Annotated in this window: 14 protein-coding genes and 1 pseudogene; 13 read left to right on the forward strand and 2 right to left on the reverse strand. The window is 35.1% G+C overall.

Annotated features, from left to right (window positions below; all coding sequences use genetic code 11):
• The 4 genes and pseudogenes from M0Q24_RS10130 to M0Q24_RS10145 all read left to right on the forward strand — a co-directional run.
• Nucleotides 1–341: pseudogene (locus M0Q24_RS10130) on the forward strand (NADH-quinone oxidoreductase subunit L); the annotation flags it as partial.
• Nucleotides 342–344: 3 nt separating this feature from the next.
• Nucleotides 345–1,886, forward strand: a complete 1,542-nt coding sequence (locus M0Q24_RS10135; protein ID WP_295050324.1) for an NADH-quinone oxidoreductase subunit M — start codon at nt 345–347, stop codon at nt 1,884–1,886.
• Nucleotides 1,886–3,394: an NADH-quinone oxidoreductase subunit NuoN gene (gene nuoN / locus M0Q24_RS10140; protein ID WP_295050326.1), complete on the forward strand. Its 1,509-nt coding sequence runs from the start codon at nt 1,886–1,888 to the stop codon at nt 3,392–3,394. The genes M0Q24_RS10135 and nuoN overlap by 1 nt, the downstream gene beginning before the upstream one ends.
• 147 nt (nt 3,395–3,541) lie before the next feature.
• Complete coding sequence (locus tag M0Q24_RS10145; protein WP_295050327.1) at nt 3,542–5,905, forward strand: flagellar protein; 2,364 nt, start codon at nt 3,542–3,544, stop codon at nt 5,903–5,905.
• Nucleotides 5,906–6,220: 315 nt separating this feature from the next.
• On the opposite strand, the gene M0Q24_RS10150 is transcribed toward M0Q24_RS10145, so the two are convergent.
• Nucleotides 6,221–6,655, reverse strand: a complete 435-nt coding sequence (locus M0Q24_RS10150; RefSeq protein ID WP_295050329.1) for a phospholipase D-like domain-containing protein — start codon at nt 6,653–6,655, stop codon at nt 6,221–6,223.
• Nucleotides 6,652–7,545: a tRNA (adenosine(37)-N6)-dimethylallyltransferase MiaA gene (gene miaA / locus M0Q24_RS10155; protein ID WP_295050331.1), complete on the reverse strand. Its 894-nt coding sequence runs from the start codon at nt 7,543–7,545 to the stop codon at nt 6,652–6,654. Before miaA ends, M0Q24_RS10150 begins: the two co-directional genes overlap by 4 nt.
• A gap of 67 nt (nt 7,546–7,612) precedes the next feature.
• Here miaA and mqnP point away from each other — a divergent pair, with 67 nt between their 5' ends.
• The 9 genes from mqnP to rpsB all read left to right on the forward strand — a co-directional run.
• Complete coding sequence (gene mqnP, locus M0Q24_RS10160) at nt 7,613–8,473, forward strand: menaquinone biosynthesis prenyltransferase MqnP (protein ID WP_295050349.1); 861 nt, start codon at nt 7,613–7,615, stop codon at nt 8,471–8,473.
• Complete coding sequence (locus M0Q24_RS10165; RefSeq protein ID WP_295050332.1) at nt 8,470–8,985, forward strand: hypothetical protein; 516 nt, start codon at nt 8,470–8,472, stop codon at nt 8,983–8,985. Before mqnP ends, M0Q24_RS10165 begins: the two co-directional genes overlap by 4 nt.
• Complete coding sequence (locus M0Q24_RS10170; protein ID WP_295050335.1) at nt 8,982–9,503, forward strand: hypothetical protein; 522 nt, start codon at nt 8,982–8,984, stop codon at nt 9,501–9,503. The genes M0Q24_RS10165 and M0Q24_RS10170 overlap by 4 nt, the downstream gene beginning before the upstream one ends.
• On the forward strand, nt 9,503–10,663 hold the full coding sequence (locus M0Q24_RS10175) for an FtsW/RodA/SpoVE family cell cycle protein (RefSeq protein WP_295050337.1): 1,161 nt from the start codon (nt 9,503–9,505) through the stop codon (nt 10,661–10,663). Before M0Q24_RS10170 ends, M0Q24_RS10175 begins: the two co-directional genes overlap by 1 nt.
• A gap of 11 nt (nt 10,664–10,674) precedes the next feature.
• Nucleotides 10,675–11,694 (forward strand): undecaprenyldiphospho-muramoylpentapeptide beta-N-acetylglucosaminyltransferase, encoded by a 1,020-nt coding sequence (murG, locus tag M0Q24_RS10180; protein WP_295050339.1) that lies wholly within the window; start codon nt 10,675–10,677, stop codon nt 11,692–11,694.
• Complete coding sequence (locus M0Q24_RS10185) at nt 11,691–12,293, forward strand: DedA family protein (protein ID WP_295050341.1); 603 nt, start codon at nt 11,691–11,693, stop codon at nt 12,291–12,293. The genes murG and M0Q24_RS10185 overlap by 4 nt, the downstream gene beginning before the upstream one ends.
• A complete protein-coding gene (locus tag M0Q24_RS10190; RefSeq protein ID WP_295050343.1) occupies nt 12,290–12,754 on the forward strand; it encodes a DUF420 domain-containing protein in 465 nt (154 codons plus the stop codon). Before M0Q24_RS10185 ends, M0Q24_RS10190 begins: the two co-directional genes overlap by 4 nt.
• 299 nt (nt 12,755–13,053) lie before the next feature.
• Nucleotides 13,054–13,524 (forward strand): thioredoxin-dependent thiol peroxidase, encoded by a 471-nt coding sequence (gene bcp, locus M0Q24_RS10195; RefSeq protein WP_295050345.1) that lies wholly within the window; start codon nt 13,054–13,056, stop codon nt 13,522–13,524.
• Between the two features lie 185 nt (nt 13,525–13,709).
• A partial coding sequence (rpsB, locus tag M0Q24_RS10200; protein ID WP_295050347.1) for a 30S ribosomal protein S2 occupies nt 13,710–13,966 on the forward strand: 257 nt, incomplete at its 3' end.

Here is a 13,966-nt window from a genome sequence, read left to right on the forward strand (position 1 = left end):
CAAGTAAAATGGAGAATAGTTTTATATATAAGCTATTGATTAACCAGTACTATATTCCTCATTTTTATGAAGAGTATTTAGTAAAACCTTATAGAGAACTCTCAACTGTATTCTGGAAGCAAGTAGACCAAAAAGTAGTAGATGCTACGGTTGATGGGATCGCAAATGTTATCTATGCAACTGGTGAGAATACTAGAGAAATGCAAAGTGGTAATCTCTCAACAATGTTAAAATGGATGGTAGCAGGCCTTGTTGCTCTTCTATCTTTAGCGGTTGTTTTTGGATTAGCAACTAGACACTCTGATGAAATCATGACGATTTTATCGGGCTTAGGAGTTTAATAGATGTTAGATAATATATTATCAATTTTGGTTTTCTTTCCAGCAATAGCAGCGATTTTTGGTTTTGCTGTTGCAAAAGATAGTATAAGAGCTTATGGTGTTGCAGTTGCTTTTATAGAGTTTGCACTATCTTTGTTGTTGTGGTTCTCATTTGATTCTAGTGTGTCTGGAATGCAGTTTATGGAGATGGTTCCACTTGTCCCTGCTTTTGGGATCAACTATATACTTGGAGTAGATGGGATCTCTCTTTTTATAGTAATACTTGCTTCATTTTTTACTATGATAGGTATAGCATCTCTTGGTGAGACTAAAAATGTTAAAAACATGATAATCTCGCTTCTATTTTTACAAATGACTATGGCTGGTGTTTTTGTAGCGCTTGATGCTATTGTATTTTATGTTTTTTGGGAACTATCCCTTGTTCCAATGTTATACATCATAGGTGCATGGGGTGGTCCTCTTAGGATCTACGCATCAGTAAAGTTTTTCCTTTACACTTTTACAGGTTCACTTATCATGCTAGTTGGTATGCTTTTTATGGCGTATTTTTACTATCAAGCAACAGGCACTTGGAGCTTTGCATTTTTAGAGTGGTACAGACTTATACTTCCTGAGACATTTCAACTATGGTTATTTGGAGCATTCTTTATTGGTTTTGCCATCAAAGTTCCAATGTTTCCATTTCATACATGGTTACCATATGCTCACGGTCAAGCGCCAACTATTGGTTCTGTGATACTAGCGGCAATTTTACTAAAGATGGGCACATATGCGTTTATTCGTCTATCGCTTCCTATGTTTCCTGATGCATCTGTATTTTTTATGTTTCCTATAGCGATTATTGCGATTATTATGATTATTTATACAGCTATGGTGGCTTATGCTCAAGAGGATATCAAGCAAGTTGTAGCTTACTCTTCCATTTCACATATGGGTGTTATCATACTAGGAACTTTTGCACTAAATGTTGAGGGTATTACTGGATCTATCTTTTTGATGATAGCTCACGGTGTAGTCTCAGGAGCACTCTTCTTGCTCGTTGGTGTTATATATGATAGAAGACACACTAAGATGATGGCTGAGTTTGGCGGGCTTGCATCTGTAATGCCAAGATATGCAACAATCTTTGGAATTATGCTTATGGCATCTGTGGGTCTTCCACTTACTATAAACTTTGTTGGAGAGTTTTTAAGTCTTTTAGGTTTCTATCAACAATCACACATCTTAACTCTTCTAGCTGGAATAGCTATTATAGTTGGCGCTATCTATATGTTAGCAGCTTATAAAAAGATGTTTTTTGGTGAAGTTACAAATGAAGAGAATAGAAATCTGCCAGATGTAAACAAAAGAGAACTTACTGCTCTTATTCCTCTTGTTATCATCACTGTTTGGTTGGGTGTTTATCCTAAGCCTCTTTTAGAGCCAATCAGCAACTCAGTTGAATCAGTTGTTCAGTTGATGCACGATAAAGCTATAACAGAAGAAGCTAAAAAGAGAATCCCTAACCTCGCTGATAGAGATTCTAGAGTTAAGGAGGCAAACTAATGTTAGAGCCAGTAAATGTATCATTAGAGTCACTAAACTTAATGACTCTCGCACCAATGTTAATTCCTATAATTGGTGCTTTACTAATCTTGATTATAGATATTATCAAGAGTGATTTAGACAAAACTCTTTATGTAATGATAAGTATCATTTTCTTACTAATGGATCTTGGTGCAATTTCACAAACAGCAGGAATATTTAGTGAGAGTGGCACTATTATGGGTGTCTTTGATGTAATGCTCATAGATGGACTTGCGATTTTAGCACAGCTCATCATCGTTGTTGCGTCACTGCTCTTTATTCCATTAGCACTAACACACAAGAGATTTCATGAGTTTTCTTACTCTGAGTTTTTTGCACTCTTCTTGTTTATGCTTGGTGGTTTTCAGTTTATGGTTGCCACCGACAATCTAATTCTTATCTTTGTAGGACTAGAGACTGCATCGTTAGCTTTATATACTATGATCGCTATGCACAACCGTGACAAGTCTTTTGAAGCAGCAGTTAAGTACTTTACTATGGGTGCACTAGCAGCTGGTTTCTTTAGCTTTGGTTCAATGGTATTTTATGCACTAACTGGATCTATAGAGATTAACCAAATAGCTACAGTTCTTACAGAAAATGGGTTTGCAGATATGGGCTTTGTTCTTGTTGGCGTTACTTTTATCTTAGCGGCTCTTGGATTTAAACTCTCTTTAGTACCATTTCATACATGGGCACCTGATGTTTATGAAGGCTCATCTGCAGCATTAGCTGGGTTTATGTCTATCGTTCCTAAAATAGCGGTATTTATAGTGGCTATGAGAATGTTTGAATTTTTGATTCATAGTGGTGTAGTATGGTTAGAGATAATTCTCTACATTGTAGTAGTTGTTACAATGACTGCTGCAAATATCTGGGCACTAGTACAAAATGATGTAAAGAGAATGCTAGCGTATAGCTCTATTTCTCACGCTGGTTTTGTAATGGCTGCGGTTCTTATAGGAACTACTCAGTCAAACAGTGCTCTATTTTTGTACTGGATACTATTTAGTTTTACAAATCTAGGTGCGTTTAGTATGCTTTGGATCTCTCGACAAAAACATCTACCACTACACCAAAGTTCAGATCATAGTTATAGTAAATTTGCGGGAATGGTTCAAACTGCACCAGTTGCGGCAACTATTATGGGGCTTTTTATGCTAAGCCTTGCGGGTCTTCCTCCATTTGCACTATTTTGGGGTAAACTCTATATGATATCTTCAGCGGTATCTGGTGGTTATACAGTCTTAGCACTTATTATGGCACTAAACTCTGCCATAGCTGGGTATTACTACTTAAAACTAATAGTATTTATGTTTATGAGAGATCCAGTTATTAACAAAGATGGACATGTCTTTGTATCAAATGCAACACATCCACTAAGAACTATTATCGGTTTTGCAGCAGTGGGAACTATTTTTGCTTTTGTTGCTATAAATCCTGTTTTAGAGTTTATCACTGCTCTAGTATTTAAAAGCGGATATTAACTTATACAGTAAAACGAACTCGTCCGTTTTACTGGCAGGGATATTCTGTCCCTTGCAACCCCCTGAAGCTACGAAAAACAAGGTTTTCGAGAGTACAAAATCTTTGCTTTAGGATAGATTATTTATTAACAAGCAAAGGAAGAAGATTTGTTAAAGTGGATGCTTTTAGCCTTTTTCTCTATTAATCTTTTTGCACTTGATGTCTCTCTTCAAGGTGCAAGAGCAAATTTTAATGACTACTCAACACTTCATATCAAAGACAAAGATAGATTTTTATGTCAAGAGATGAAGGATGATTTTAAAGAAGTCACTCAGATAGTTTGCGCATTTTCAAAAGCTCCATCAAAAGATCTAAAGCCAATCCAAAATGATTTCTTCAAAATAGAATCCCAGATAAAGAAAAAAACATTTTTTCTAATCATAACGCCTTATAAAAAGATGAAACTCTACCCAGTTGTTTTTAATTTAAGCCAAGACGATACTATTTTTGATGCCAACGCAGAACTTTCTTCTCACTGGATGATAATTGGTTATATAAAAGAGATGCCATTTTTAAAAAATCAAGATAAAACAGATGTGGCGATAAACTTTCCATTTTTCTTAGATAAAAACAAACTTCCATATGTAGGAAGTCTTGATATGGAAGGTAAACCTGTTCATATCAAAGAAGTTAATGATGTTAGTGAATATTTAAAGATAAAAAACCTATATGCAAATAAAGATTATGAAAGCTCTTTAGAACTTATAAATGAAGTTATGCTTAAGTATCCTTCTTCACTTTTTAAGGCTGAACTCCTCTATTATAAGATAAAAGTAAATGCTAAACTTGATGGTAATAATGATGAGGTTATAGCCTTATCAAAGATCTATTTAAGAGAGTATTCATCAGATGATAACGTGGCTGAGGTTTTATCTCTTATTGCTAAGGCTTACTCAAAAGAGGGTGTCTCTACTCAAGCTGATTACTTTTTTGATAGGTTATTTAGTGAGCACGAAGAGTCACCTTTTGCAAAATGGGGTTATATATATAAGGCTGAGATGCTAGAAGAATCTGGTGCAGCCTCAAGAGCTCTAGCTTTTTATGAAAAAGCTCTTAATGAGACAAATGATATAGATATAGCTGCAACGGCAGCTTTTAAACTTGCACAACACAATATCTCTAGAGAGAGACATAAGAGTGCGAGTGAGTATGCTATGAAGATAGTAAATGCTAAACCTAGCTTCTTTGTTACAAAATATGAAGAATCTTTAAGAATAATGGATTCTCTTTTTGAAAAAGAAGAGTACCAAACAGCGGCAGCTATAGCACAAGCACTTTTAGATGAGATAAATGCAGAATATATTGAGTATGAATCTTTAGTTAAAGATGTCGGTGTATGGCTAGCAAAAACTCCTAAAAAACAAGAAGCACTTCTAGCTCTTAACAAGTACTTTGAAATATTTCCTGATGGAGTTTTTGAGCCTGAAGTTCAAGTTGCAAAAGATTCACTATTTTTTGATGTAAGTGATACAAATGTTTCTACAAAACTAACCGACTACGATAAGCTTGAAGAGACTTATAGAGATGATAGTATAGGTAAAAGAGCTATATATGAAAAAGCAAAGTTGATGTTAGAAAACTCAATGTATAAAGAAGTTCTTGCAACTAAAGAGAAATTATTAGAGCTAGATCCAGTCAGTTATGTAGATACTCAAACTATTATAAACGATGCAGCAATAGGAGCTATGGAAGAGGCGTTAAAAGCAAAAGAGTGTCATAGTGTTTTACATATAGCAACCGAGTATTCTATAAAACTCTCAGATAGTTGGGATGATGGGATCTATGAGTGTGCTATGAAAGGGGCTGACTTTTTACTTGCAAAAAACACAGCTTTAAAAAACTTAAAATCAAAAGATTTAGAAGTTAGAAAGAAGTGGATTTATCGTTATATAAAAGTTGATTTTGCAACAGGAAACTATAGTGATGTACTAAAGGCATCAAAAGATTTAGTAATACTTATAGAGCAAGACAAAGACTCCGAGTACAAAGATGTTTATAGAATTTTGTTTGACACGTACCAAAGACTTGAAGACACCAATAAGATGATAGAAACTATTGTAGAGATAGAGAGGGTTTATGGAGATAGTTATATTGACATAGAGAGATATGTCTCTGTTATGGCAATAGGCAGTCAAAGAAATGATGATAACTTAGTCATAAAGTATGCAAAAGAAGTTATGAAGATACAAGAAGCATCAAGCTCTTACGCACAAAGTCCTTTTGTTGAGTTTACACTCTATCAAGCCTATATAAATAAAGAGGAATTAAATAGAGCATTAGAGATTATAAAGTCTTTGGATGATGTAAAAATCTCAAACGCCGATAGATCTAGACAAAAATATCTATTAGGAACTACATATGAGAAACTGTGGAGAGGTGAAGACGCACAAAGAGCCTATGAAGACTCCATAGAAGCAGATAAGAATTCGGCATGGGCAAAGTTAGCCCAAACGGCTAAAGGATCTAAGTAGTTTTAAGCTCCTCATGCGAGGCTAAAGCCTCACTTTTAAATATAGTTTGAGACTGTAAAGGTCTTGAATGTATATCAAGTTAGACCCTGAATCAAGTTCAGGGTGACGGAGTTGGAGAGTTCAGGGTGACGAGTTGGTGTTCAGGATGATGGAGTTGGAGAGTTCAGTGTGATGGAGTTGGTGTTCAGGGTGGCGGAGTTGGAGAGTTTAGGGTGATGCTAATTTCTCCATTGCGTGCTTCACTTTTCGTCATTGCGGGCTTGACCCGCAATCTCATCAAGGCTTTGAGGCTTGTAGTTTATTTACAAAAAAAAACTAATCTAGGGTTTGAAAAAACTTATTAAACATAGCAAGAAGTTTTTTATCGTCTGTTATGTAGAGAACTTCGTAGTTATCTTTAAAACTCTTTTTAGTCCAGTTTGGACTTCCAAAGACAACTATTTTTTTATCAAAGATAGCTATCTTTGTGTGAAGCTTTCTCTTTAGTGTTTTTGCATCGATATTTTTAAAATCAACATCTTTTTTATCATAAAATATCTTTACACTAACACCTCTTTTTTGAGCTTTATCTAAGAGTGTTGCTAGTTTTTTATCTCCAAAATTGTACATAGCTATATCGATACTATGTTTAGAAGATTTTATGAGCTTTTCAATGTCATCTTTAGCAATTTTAGCATCCTGTGGAAAAAAGTAAAGTGAGTCTTGAGCATATATACTTATGCTTAGAAGTAAAATAATAAATAGTCTCATAATAGTAGATCCTCTAGTTCATTTAGTTTTGCAGATCTTACATTTTCAAACTGTGTACGATTAAAAGTCTGTTGTCTTTTTGCTAGTTGGGAGGTGTGTGTTGAGATAAGTTCACTCATCTTCTCTTTTGTAATCTTACCATCAAGATAGTCCAAAACTTCAACTATACCTATTGCGTTCATGGAGTGGGGCGATCTTGTGTACTTTTGCTCCAAATAACAGATCTCATCTATAAGCCCAGAATCAAGCATCTTGTTAGTTCTTTTTTTTATGCGCTCTCGTAAAGTATTTCTCTCTATATATATGTTATAAATATCAAGATTTTCTATGATTGGTTTTGGAGGATTTGCTCTAAAATACTCACTTGGAGCAAGTCCAGATGCTCTATAAATTAGTAGAGCTTTCTCTATTCTATATGAGTCATTTGGACTTATGTTTTTCATATATTCATAATCAGCGCTATAGAGCAGATCATAACACTCAGTTAACTCTTCTAACTCATTTTTTACATTTGAGCTTGTTTTTGCATCTATGTTTGGAAGAGCAGAGAGTCCGCTAAGAAGTGACATAAGATAAAAAGAAGTTCCTCCTACGATAATAAGGTTTTTACCTTCATTTTGGCATAAATCTTTTACTTGCTTATAAAGATTTATAAAAATCTCAACGCTAAAGTACTCATCAGGATAGAGCTCATCTATACCAAAATGTTTGATGCTTTGTAGTTCATCTTTTGATGGTTTTGCAGAGACAATATCGATCTCTTTGTAGATGCTAAGAGAGTCTATGGAGAGGATATAAGCGTCGATCTTTTGCGCAACCTTGATGGCTAAATCACTTTTTCCAGAAGCAGTTGGTCCTATGATTGAGAGTTGTTTTATGGGAGTGTTCATGGCAAAATTATATCATTTTAAATCAACTTTGGGTAAAATAAACTCAAAAATCTCTCAAGGCAAAAACTTGCAAAAATATATCAACAAGATAAAAGACTTTAATGAACTTGTAATGTTTGAACACTCTATATTTTCTCTGCCATTTATATTTATAGCTATGATAGTCGCTGCTGATGGGTGGTTTGGCTTTTGGTTACTTTTGATGGGAGTTTTAGCTGCTATTAGTGCTAGAAACTTCGCTATGGGTTTAAACAGATATGCTGATCGTGATATAGATGCCACAAATCCTAGAACAGAGTCACGTCCAAATGTAGATGGTAGACTCGATAGCACAAGCATTATGATATTTGTAGTTGTAAATGCTTTAGTTTTCGTAGCAGTTGCATATATGATAAATGATCTGGCATTTAAGCTTAGTCTTCCTATCTTGTTTGTTTTGGGATCTTACTCTTACTTTAAAAGATTTTCCTCTCTTGCACACATTGTTCTTGGGATCTCTTTGGGTTTAGCTCCGATTGCTGGAGTTGTTGCAGTTGAAGCAAATATTCCACCTTGGTCGGTAATTCTTAGTCTTGGGGTTATCTTTTGGGTGGCTGGATTTGATCTACTCTACTCATTGCAAGATATAGAGTTTGATAGAGAACATTCACTCTATTCCATTCCTTCAAGATTTGGAGCTGATGCTACTCTTTTTCTTTCATTTTTCTTTCATATGTTAAGTGTCGTTTTTTGGGCTCTGTTTGTTTGGATAGCAGGACTTGGGCTTTTTGCTTACGCGGCAGTTATACTTAGTGCTATTATGCTAGGATATGAGCATAAGATAGTAAGAAGAGATTTTACTCAGATAGATCGTGCTTTTTTTACAGTAAATGGTTATTTGGGAGTTATGTTTTTAATTTTTATCATCTTAGATAAGGTCGCATCATGAATGTTCGTTTAGTTCCCTCTCATATCAGTATGACTTTTGATGAAGTTAGTGTTAATGAAGAGGGGTTTAACAAAGAATTTTCTCAACTAAGTGAGAGTGATGATGATCCGATAAGCCAATGGCTTAAACTTGCAAAAGGAAGAGGTGAGACTGCTGAGAGTGATCCAGTTTTGCTCAACTTAGTGGTAGAACTTCATAGAAAGATAGATGCCTTAGAGATGTTTTTGAAAAATGAAAAGCCAAAAAGGGTGCATCTAAAGCACGAAATAGATATAGAGTCTATCGGTTTTGAGCATTTTAAAATAAGTTCAGATCTATTTGAGAGTGGAGTAGAATACTATGGGCGAATAGAGATGCCAGTTCATCCAAAAAGAGATGTAGCGATTTTTTTTAAAGCTGTAGATGCATCACTTGCTGAGATTACAAAGATACATGAGAGAGATGAAAAAGAGTGGGGAGCATATTTGACAGCTAGAGAGAGAGTTTTAATCCGCGAGGCTAAAGCTAAATGAAGTATCTTGAACTTCTAAATATAGAGTATATCGTAGTTGCGATGGCTGCTATGATTTTGTATCTTATATATTTTATAATTTCAAAAGACTCAGAATCACATAAAAATATCCGCTCAGTAGCATCAGTAGTAGAAGATCTAAATAGAGAGATTTTTTACTTAAAAAAAGAGCTAGAGAGTACTAAAAAAGATATAAAAGCTCACAACACTCGCATGAGCGATGAAGATATTTACGCAGAAGTTGAGAGAACTACATATGATCTAGTAAAGCCACTGTCTTTGGGGCTTAAAAGAGTTGAAGAGACTATAGTTGTTATGGATGAGCAGTTAAATCTTAGAATTGCGACTATACAAAGTGGAGTAAAACAGATCTCTATTCCTACCTCAGTTCATGGCAATGATGATGAAAAAATCATCTCACTCTTCAAGCAAGGTGTCTCACTAGAGACCATCTCAAAAGAGCTTCATATCTCAAAAGCAGAAGTAGAGTTTGTCCTAAAGATAAATAAAATCAAATAATGGCAGATAGAAAACTCTTTACATTAGTCTCTTTGATGATTTTAATAAGTGTTATTCTTACTTATTCACTCTCAGCATACACAACTCTACTTTTTGGAGTAAATGAGTTTCATTTTGCTCTAAGACAAGCTATTTTTGGCTTTCTTGCTATTGTCATTATCTGGTTACTTGCACAACTAGATCCAGATAAATGGTTAAAAAGAGTAGGGTTGACTCTCTTCTTTGGATCTATGATTATGATGATAGCGATGCCATTTTTACCAGAGTATTTAGTCTCAGAAGTTGGTGGGGCAAAGAGATGGATAAAGCTTTTTGGATTTTCACTTGCTCCTGTAGAGTTTTTCAAAGTTGGTTTTGTCTACTTTTTAGCATGGAGTTTTTCAAGAAAACTAGGTCATCACGATGGCATGGGAATTGGTGCCGAGTTTAAACGCTTTATACCTTACGCCTTGGTCTTCGTTGGAGCTATGTTTATGATAGCTTTTATCCAAAACGACTTAGGGCAAGTTGTAGTTCTTGGGATGACTCTTCTTTTTATGCTGATGTTTGCGGGAAGTAGTTTTAGATTTTTCTTCACTCTTCTTTCAATATCTATACTCTTTTTTATATTTTTTATAATGACAGCAGAACATAGAATCAGCAGGATAAAATCATGGTGGGCATTAGCACAAAACAGTGTATTAGAGCTTTTTCCAGCTGCTATTGCGCAAAAGTTAAGAGTTCCTACTGAGATAGAACCCTATCAGATAGGACACTCCCTAAATGCTATAAATAATGGCGGGATCTTTGGAACAGGTCTTGCAAATGGAACTTTTAAACTTGGTTTTTTAAGTGAGGTTCACACAGACTTTGTCTTAGCAGGACTTGCAGAAGAGTTTGGTTTTGTAGGTGTTTTAGTTGTTGTTATACTTTTTATGTGGATACTACAAAGAATCTTCAAAATTGCAAATCGTTCAAAAGATAGATGCGCATATCTTTTCTCACTTGGGGTTGGCTTACTTTTGTCATTTGCATTTTTGATAAACGCCTATGGCATAAGTGGAATAACTCCTATAAAAGGCATCTCAGTTCCTTTTTTAAGTTATGGAGGCTCAGCCATTATAGCTGCTTCAATGGCGGTTGGAATGGTGCTTATGGCATCTAAAAAAGCAAAGATGTGAAGAGGAGAACTATGAAGTTATGTATAACAGGCGGAGGAACAGGCGGACATCTTATGATAGCAGATGCACTCGCACATAAAGCACTAGAAAATGGTTATGAAGTGATTTTTATAGGCTCTACAAATGGACAAGATAGAAAGTATTTTGAGGGAGCTAGTAATTTTTCTCATGTCTATTTTTTAAAAACTAGCGGTGTGGTAAATCAAAAAGGCTTTGCTAAAGTAAAAGCACTATGGAATATTTTTCGTGCATTTTTAGCTTCAAGAGAGATACTTAAAAAACATAAGATTGATGCTACTTATAGTGTAGGCGGTTTTTCAGCCGCTGCTGCATCTTTTGCAACGCTTAGTCTTAGAATCCCTCTTTTTATGCATGAACAAAATGCAATCAGAGGGAGACTAAACTCTCTTTTAAAGCCTTATGCAAAGAGATTTATCTCAGCTTATGATAAAGATTCGCCTATAAAAGGTTATCCTGTAAAAGATGTTTTTTTTAAGAGCCAAAGAGTAAGAGAGAGTTTAAAGTCTATTATATTTTTAGGTGGTTCTCACGGTGCAAAAGCTATAAATGATTTAGCCTTGAGTGTGGCAAAGGAACTAGAAGGTAGGGGTATAAAAATCATTCATCAAGCTGGAGAGAGTGACTATGAAAGAGTAAAAAAAGAGTATGAGATCTTAGGTATAGAAGTTGAGCTTTATGGTTTTACAAAAGATCTAGACAAGCTCATAGCAAGAGCAGATCTAGCAGTTAGTCGCGCAGGTGCTAGTACGCTTTGGGAACTAAGTGCAAACGGGCTTCCCGCTCTTTTCGTTCCATACCCTCATGCGGCATCAGATCATCAATATCATAACGCTAGTTTTATAGTCAAAAATGAGCTTGGTTGGTGTCAAAGAGAGGGAGATGGTTTAAGAGAAAAACTTCTTAATATCTTGGATGAGGAACTTGCGCAAAAAAGTAAAAAGCTTATGGAGTGTTCAATAGATGGAGTTGCAGATCTGATGATAAAAGATATAAAAGAGGCTTTAAGGTGATAAAAGAGTTAGCGCAAGATCTAGTAGATCTTATATTTGATTGGGGATATCTTGGCATCTTTTTTTTGATGGCAGTTGAGAGTTCTTTTATACCTTTTCCTAGTGAGATCATCCTTGTTCCTGCAGGATATTTGGCATCACAAGGGCAGATGAGTATATCTATGATAATGTTTAGCGGTTTGGGTGGTTCGATGCTTGGAGCCTTTATAAACTACTATCTTGCTCTTAGTTTGGGCAGGAAGTTTTTAAAAAGATATGGAAAGTATTTTTTTATTAAAGAGAGCGCCCTAGATAAGATGGATAACTTCTTTTATAAGCATGGACATATCTCTACTTTTACAGGAAGGCTTATCCCTGGCATAAGACAACTTATATCCATCCCAGCGGGTTTAGCTCGTATGAATTTAGTTACTTTTTCAATCTATACAGCACTAGGAGCTGGGATCTGGGCTCTGATACTTACAATGCTTGGATATTTTATAGGCGAAAATCAAGAGCTACTAAGCATTTACTTAAAGCAGATTACAATTGCGGTTTTAGTTGTCTTAGTTATACTAGGTTCATTGTATATTTATTATCAAAAAGGAGTTAAAAATTGAGCAATTTAGAATATATGTTTCAAACAGGATTTTTAGGAACAAGAGCACCTTTTTTTATGGACGTTGTCACGCTAATAGTAGCGTTGTTACCACTTTTAGTAGCAAGTGCAATCTTCTTGGCTAGAGTTAAAAGATACAAACTTCACTCTTATGTACAGATATTTATATTTGCATTTTCTGTAATAGTTTTAGGATATTTTGAGACAGGTGTTAGGATGATGGGAGGATTTGATGCATTTATGCAAAAAAGTTCAGTTTCTTATAATTACGCTTTTATAGTCTTAATATTTCACATAGCAGTTTCTATTATTACTATAATCATTTGGGGTATGGCTATATTTATGGCTAAAAAACTACTCAGACAAAACAAACATAAAAAGATAGGGATTATAACATTTAGCGGAGTTGTTCTAACTTCACTAACAGGGATCTGGGTCTACTTTTTGATGTTTGTGTATTAAGTGGTTGGTAGTAAGTAGTTAGTTGTAAGAAGAAGAGCAGTGGGACTTTTTCAAAACTTGCAAACTCGCATGGAACCTCGAACTTTAAAGCCTAAAGCCCCGAACAAGTTCGGGGTTCCGGGATATAATAGAAGTTTTAAAATATTTGTAATATCAGTTTAAGAGGCACTAGTGCCGAGGGCTTTCCGCCGAGGGAAACCAAGCGTTAGCGTAGTCAAAGGGACTTGTTCCTTTGGCGTGACAAATAATAGGGAAAAGGTTCCCTTAAATTTATGAAATAAATTAAAGGAAAAAAAAGAATGTTAAAGATTAACGACAAAGCACCAGAGTTTTGCTTACCAAATCAAGATGATATTGAGATCTGTTTACGAGATCTTAAAGGAAAGTGGATAGTTTTATACTTTTATCCAAAAGACAACACTCCAGGATGTACAACTGAGGCTTGTGAGTTTACCGAGGCAGCACCTGACTTTAGTGAATTAGATGCAATCATCATAGGGGTTAGTGCAGACTCTACTCAAAAACACCGTAACTTTATAGAGAAAAAAGATCTTGGCATTACGCTACTAAGCGATGAAGAGACTACTATGATGCAAGAATATGGAGTTTGGCAACAAAAGAAAAACTTTGGTAAAGAGTACATGGGCATAGTTCGAACTACTTTTATAATAGATCCAGAGGGTATTGTAAAAACTGTGTTTGAAAAAGTTAGAGTAAAAGATCATGTTGCAAAAGTAAAAGAAGAGCTACAGAGCCTGCAAAAGCTTTAAGAAAAAGCTATTTTTAAAATAAACTTCAGTATAATTCGCGGATTTTTCTTTTTCGTACAAGAAAATATTAACAGAAAGTGTCAAAAAGTTAGTGCAACTCTCTTTTTTAAGAGATGCTTGTTCGATACTCTCAAAGCTAACTAACTATAAACTAAGGCCAAAATGAGCCTATTTAAGGATACCTAATGGTAACTATGAAAGACCTATTGGAATGTGGTGTACACTTTGGACACCAAACTCGTCGTTGGAACCCGAAAATGAAAAAATACATCTTTGGTGTTCGTAAAAATATCTATATTATTGACTTACAAAAGACTCTTCGTTATTTCCGTAACACATATACAATCGTTATGGACGCAGCAGCAGAGGGTAAAACTGTACTTTTTGTTGGTACAAAAAAACAAGCTCGTAACTCTGTAAAACAAGCGGCAATCGATTGTGG

This window comes from Sulfurimonas sp. (genome assembly GCF_023228785.1).
In the GTDB taxonomy this organism is placed as follows: Bacteria; Campylobacterota; Campylobacteria; order Campylobacterales; family Sulfurimonadaceae; genus Sulfurimonas.

Coding starts and splice junctions, on each gene's coding strand:
- bcp (WP_295050345.1), top strand. CDS start 13,054: ATGTTAAAGATTAACGACAAAGCACCAGAGTTTTGCTTACCAAATCAA.
- M0Q24_RS10170 (WP_295050335.1), top strand. CDS start 8,982: ATGAAGTATCTTGAACTTCTAAATATAGAGTATATCGTAGTTGCGATG.
- M0Q24_RS10175 (WP_295050337.1), top strand. CDS start 9,503: ATGGCAGATAGAAAACTCTTTACATTAGTCTCTTTGATGATTTTAATA.
- miaA (WP_295050331.1), bottom strand. CDS start 7,545: ATGAACACTCCCATAAAACAACTCTCAATCATAGGACCAACTGCTTCT.
- M0Q24_RS10165 (WP_295050332.1), top strand. CDS start 8,470: ATGAATGTTCGTTTAGTTCCCTCTCATATCAGTATGACTTTTGATGAA.
- murG (WP_295050339.1), top strand. CDS start 10,675: ATGAAGTTATGTATAACAGGCGGAGGAACAGGCGGACATCTTATGATA.
- M0Q24_RS10150 (WP_295050329.1), bottom strand. CDS start 6,655: ATGAGACTATTTATTATTTTACTTCTAAGCATAAGTATATATGCTCAA.
- M0Q24_RS10135 (WP_295050324.1), top strand. CDS start 345: ATGTTAGATAATATATTATCAATTTTGGTTTTCTTTCCAGCAATAGCA.
- nuoN (WP_295050326.1), top strand. CDS start 1,886: ATGTTAGAGCCAGTAAATGTATCATTAGAGTCACTAAACTTAATGACT.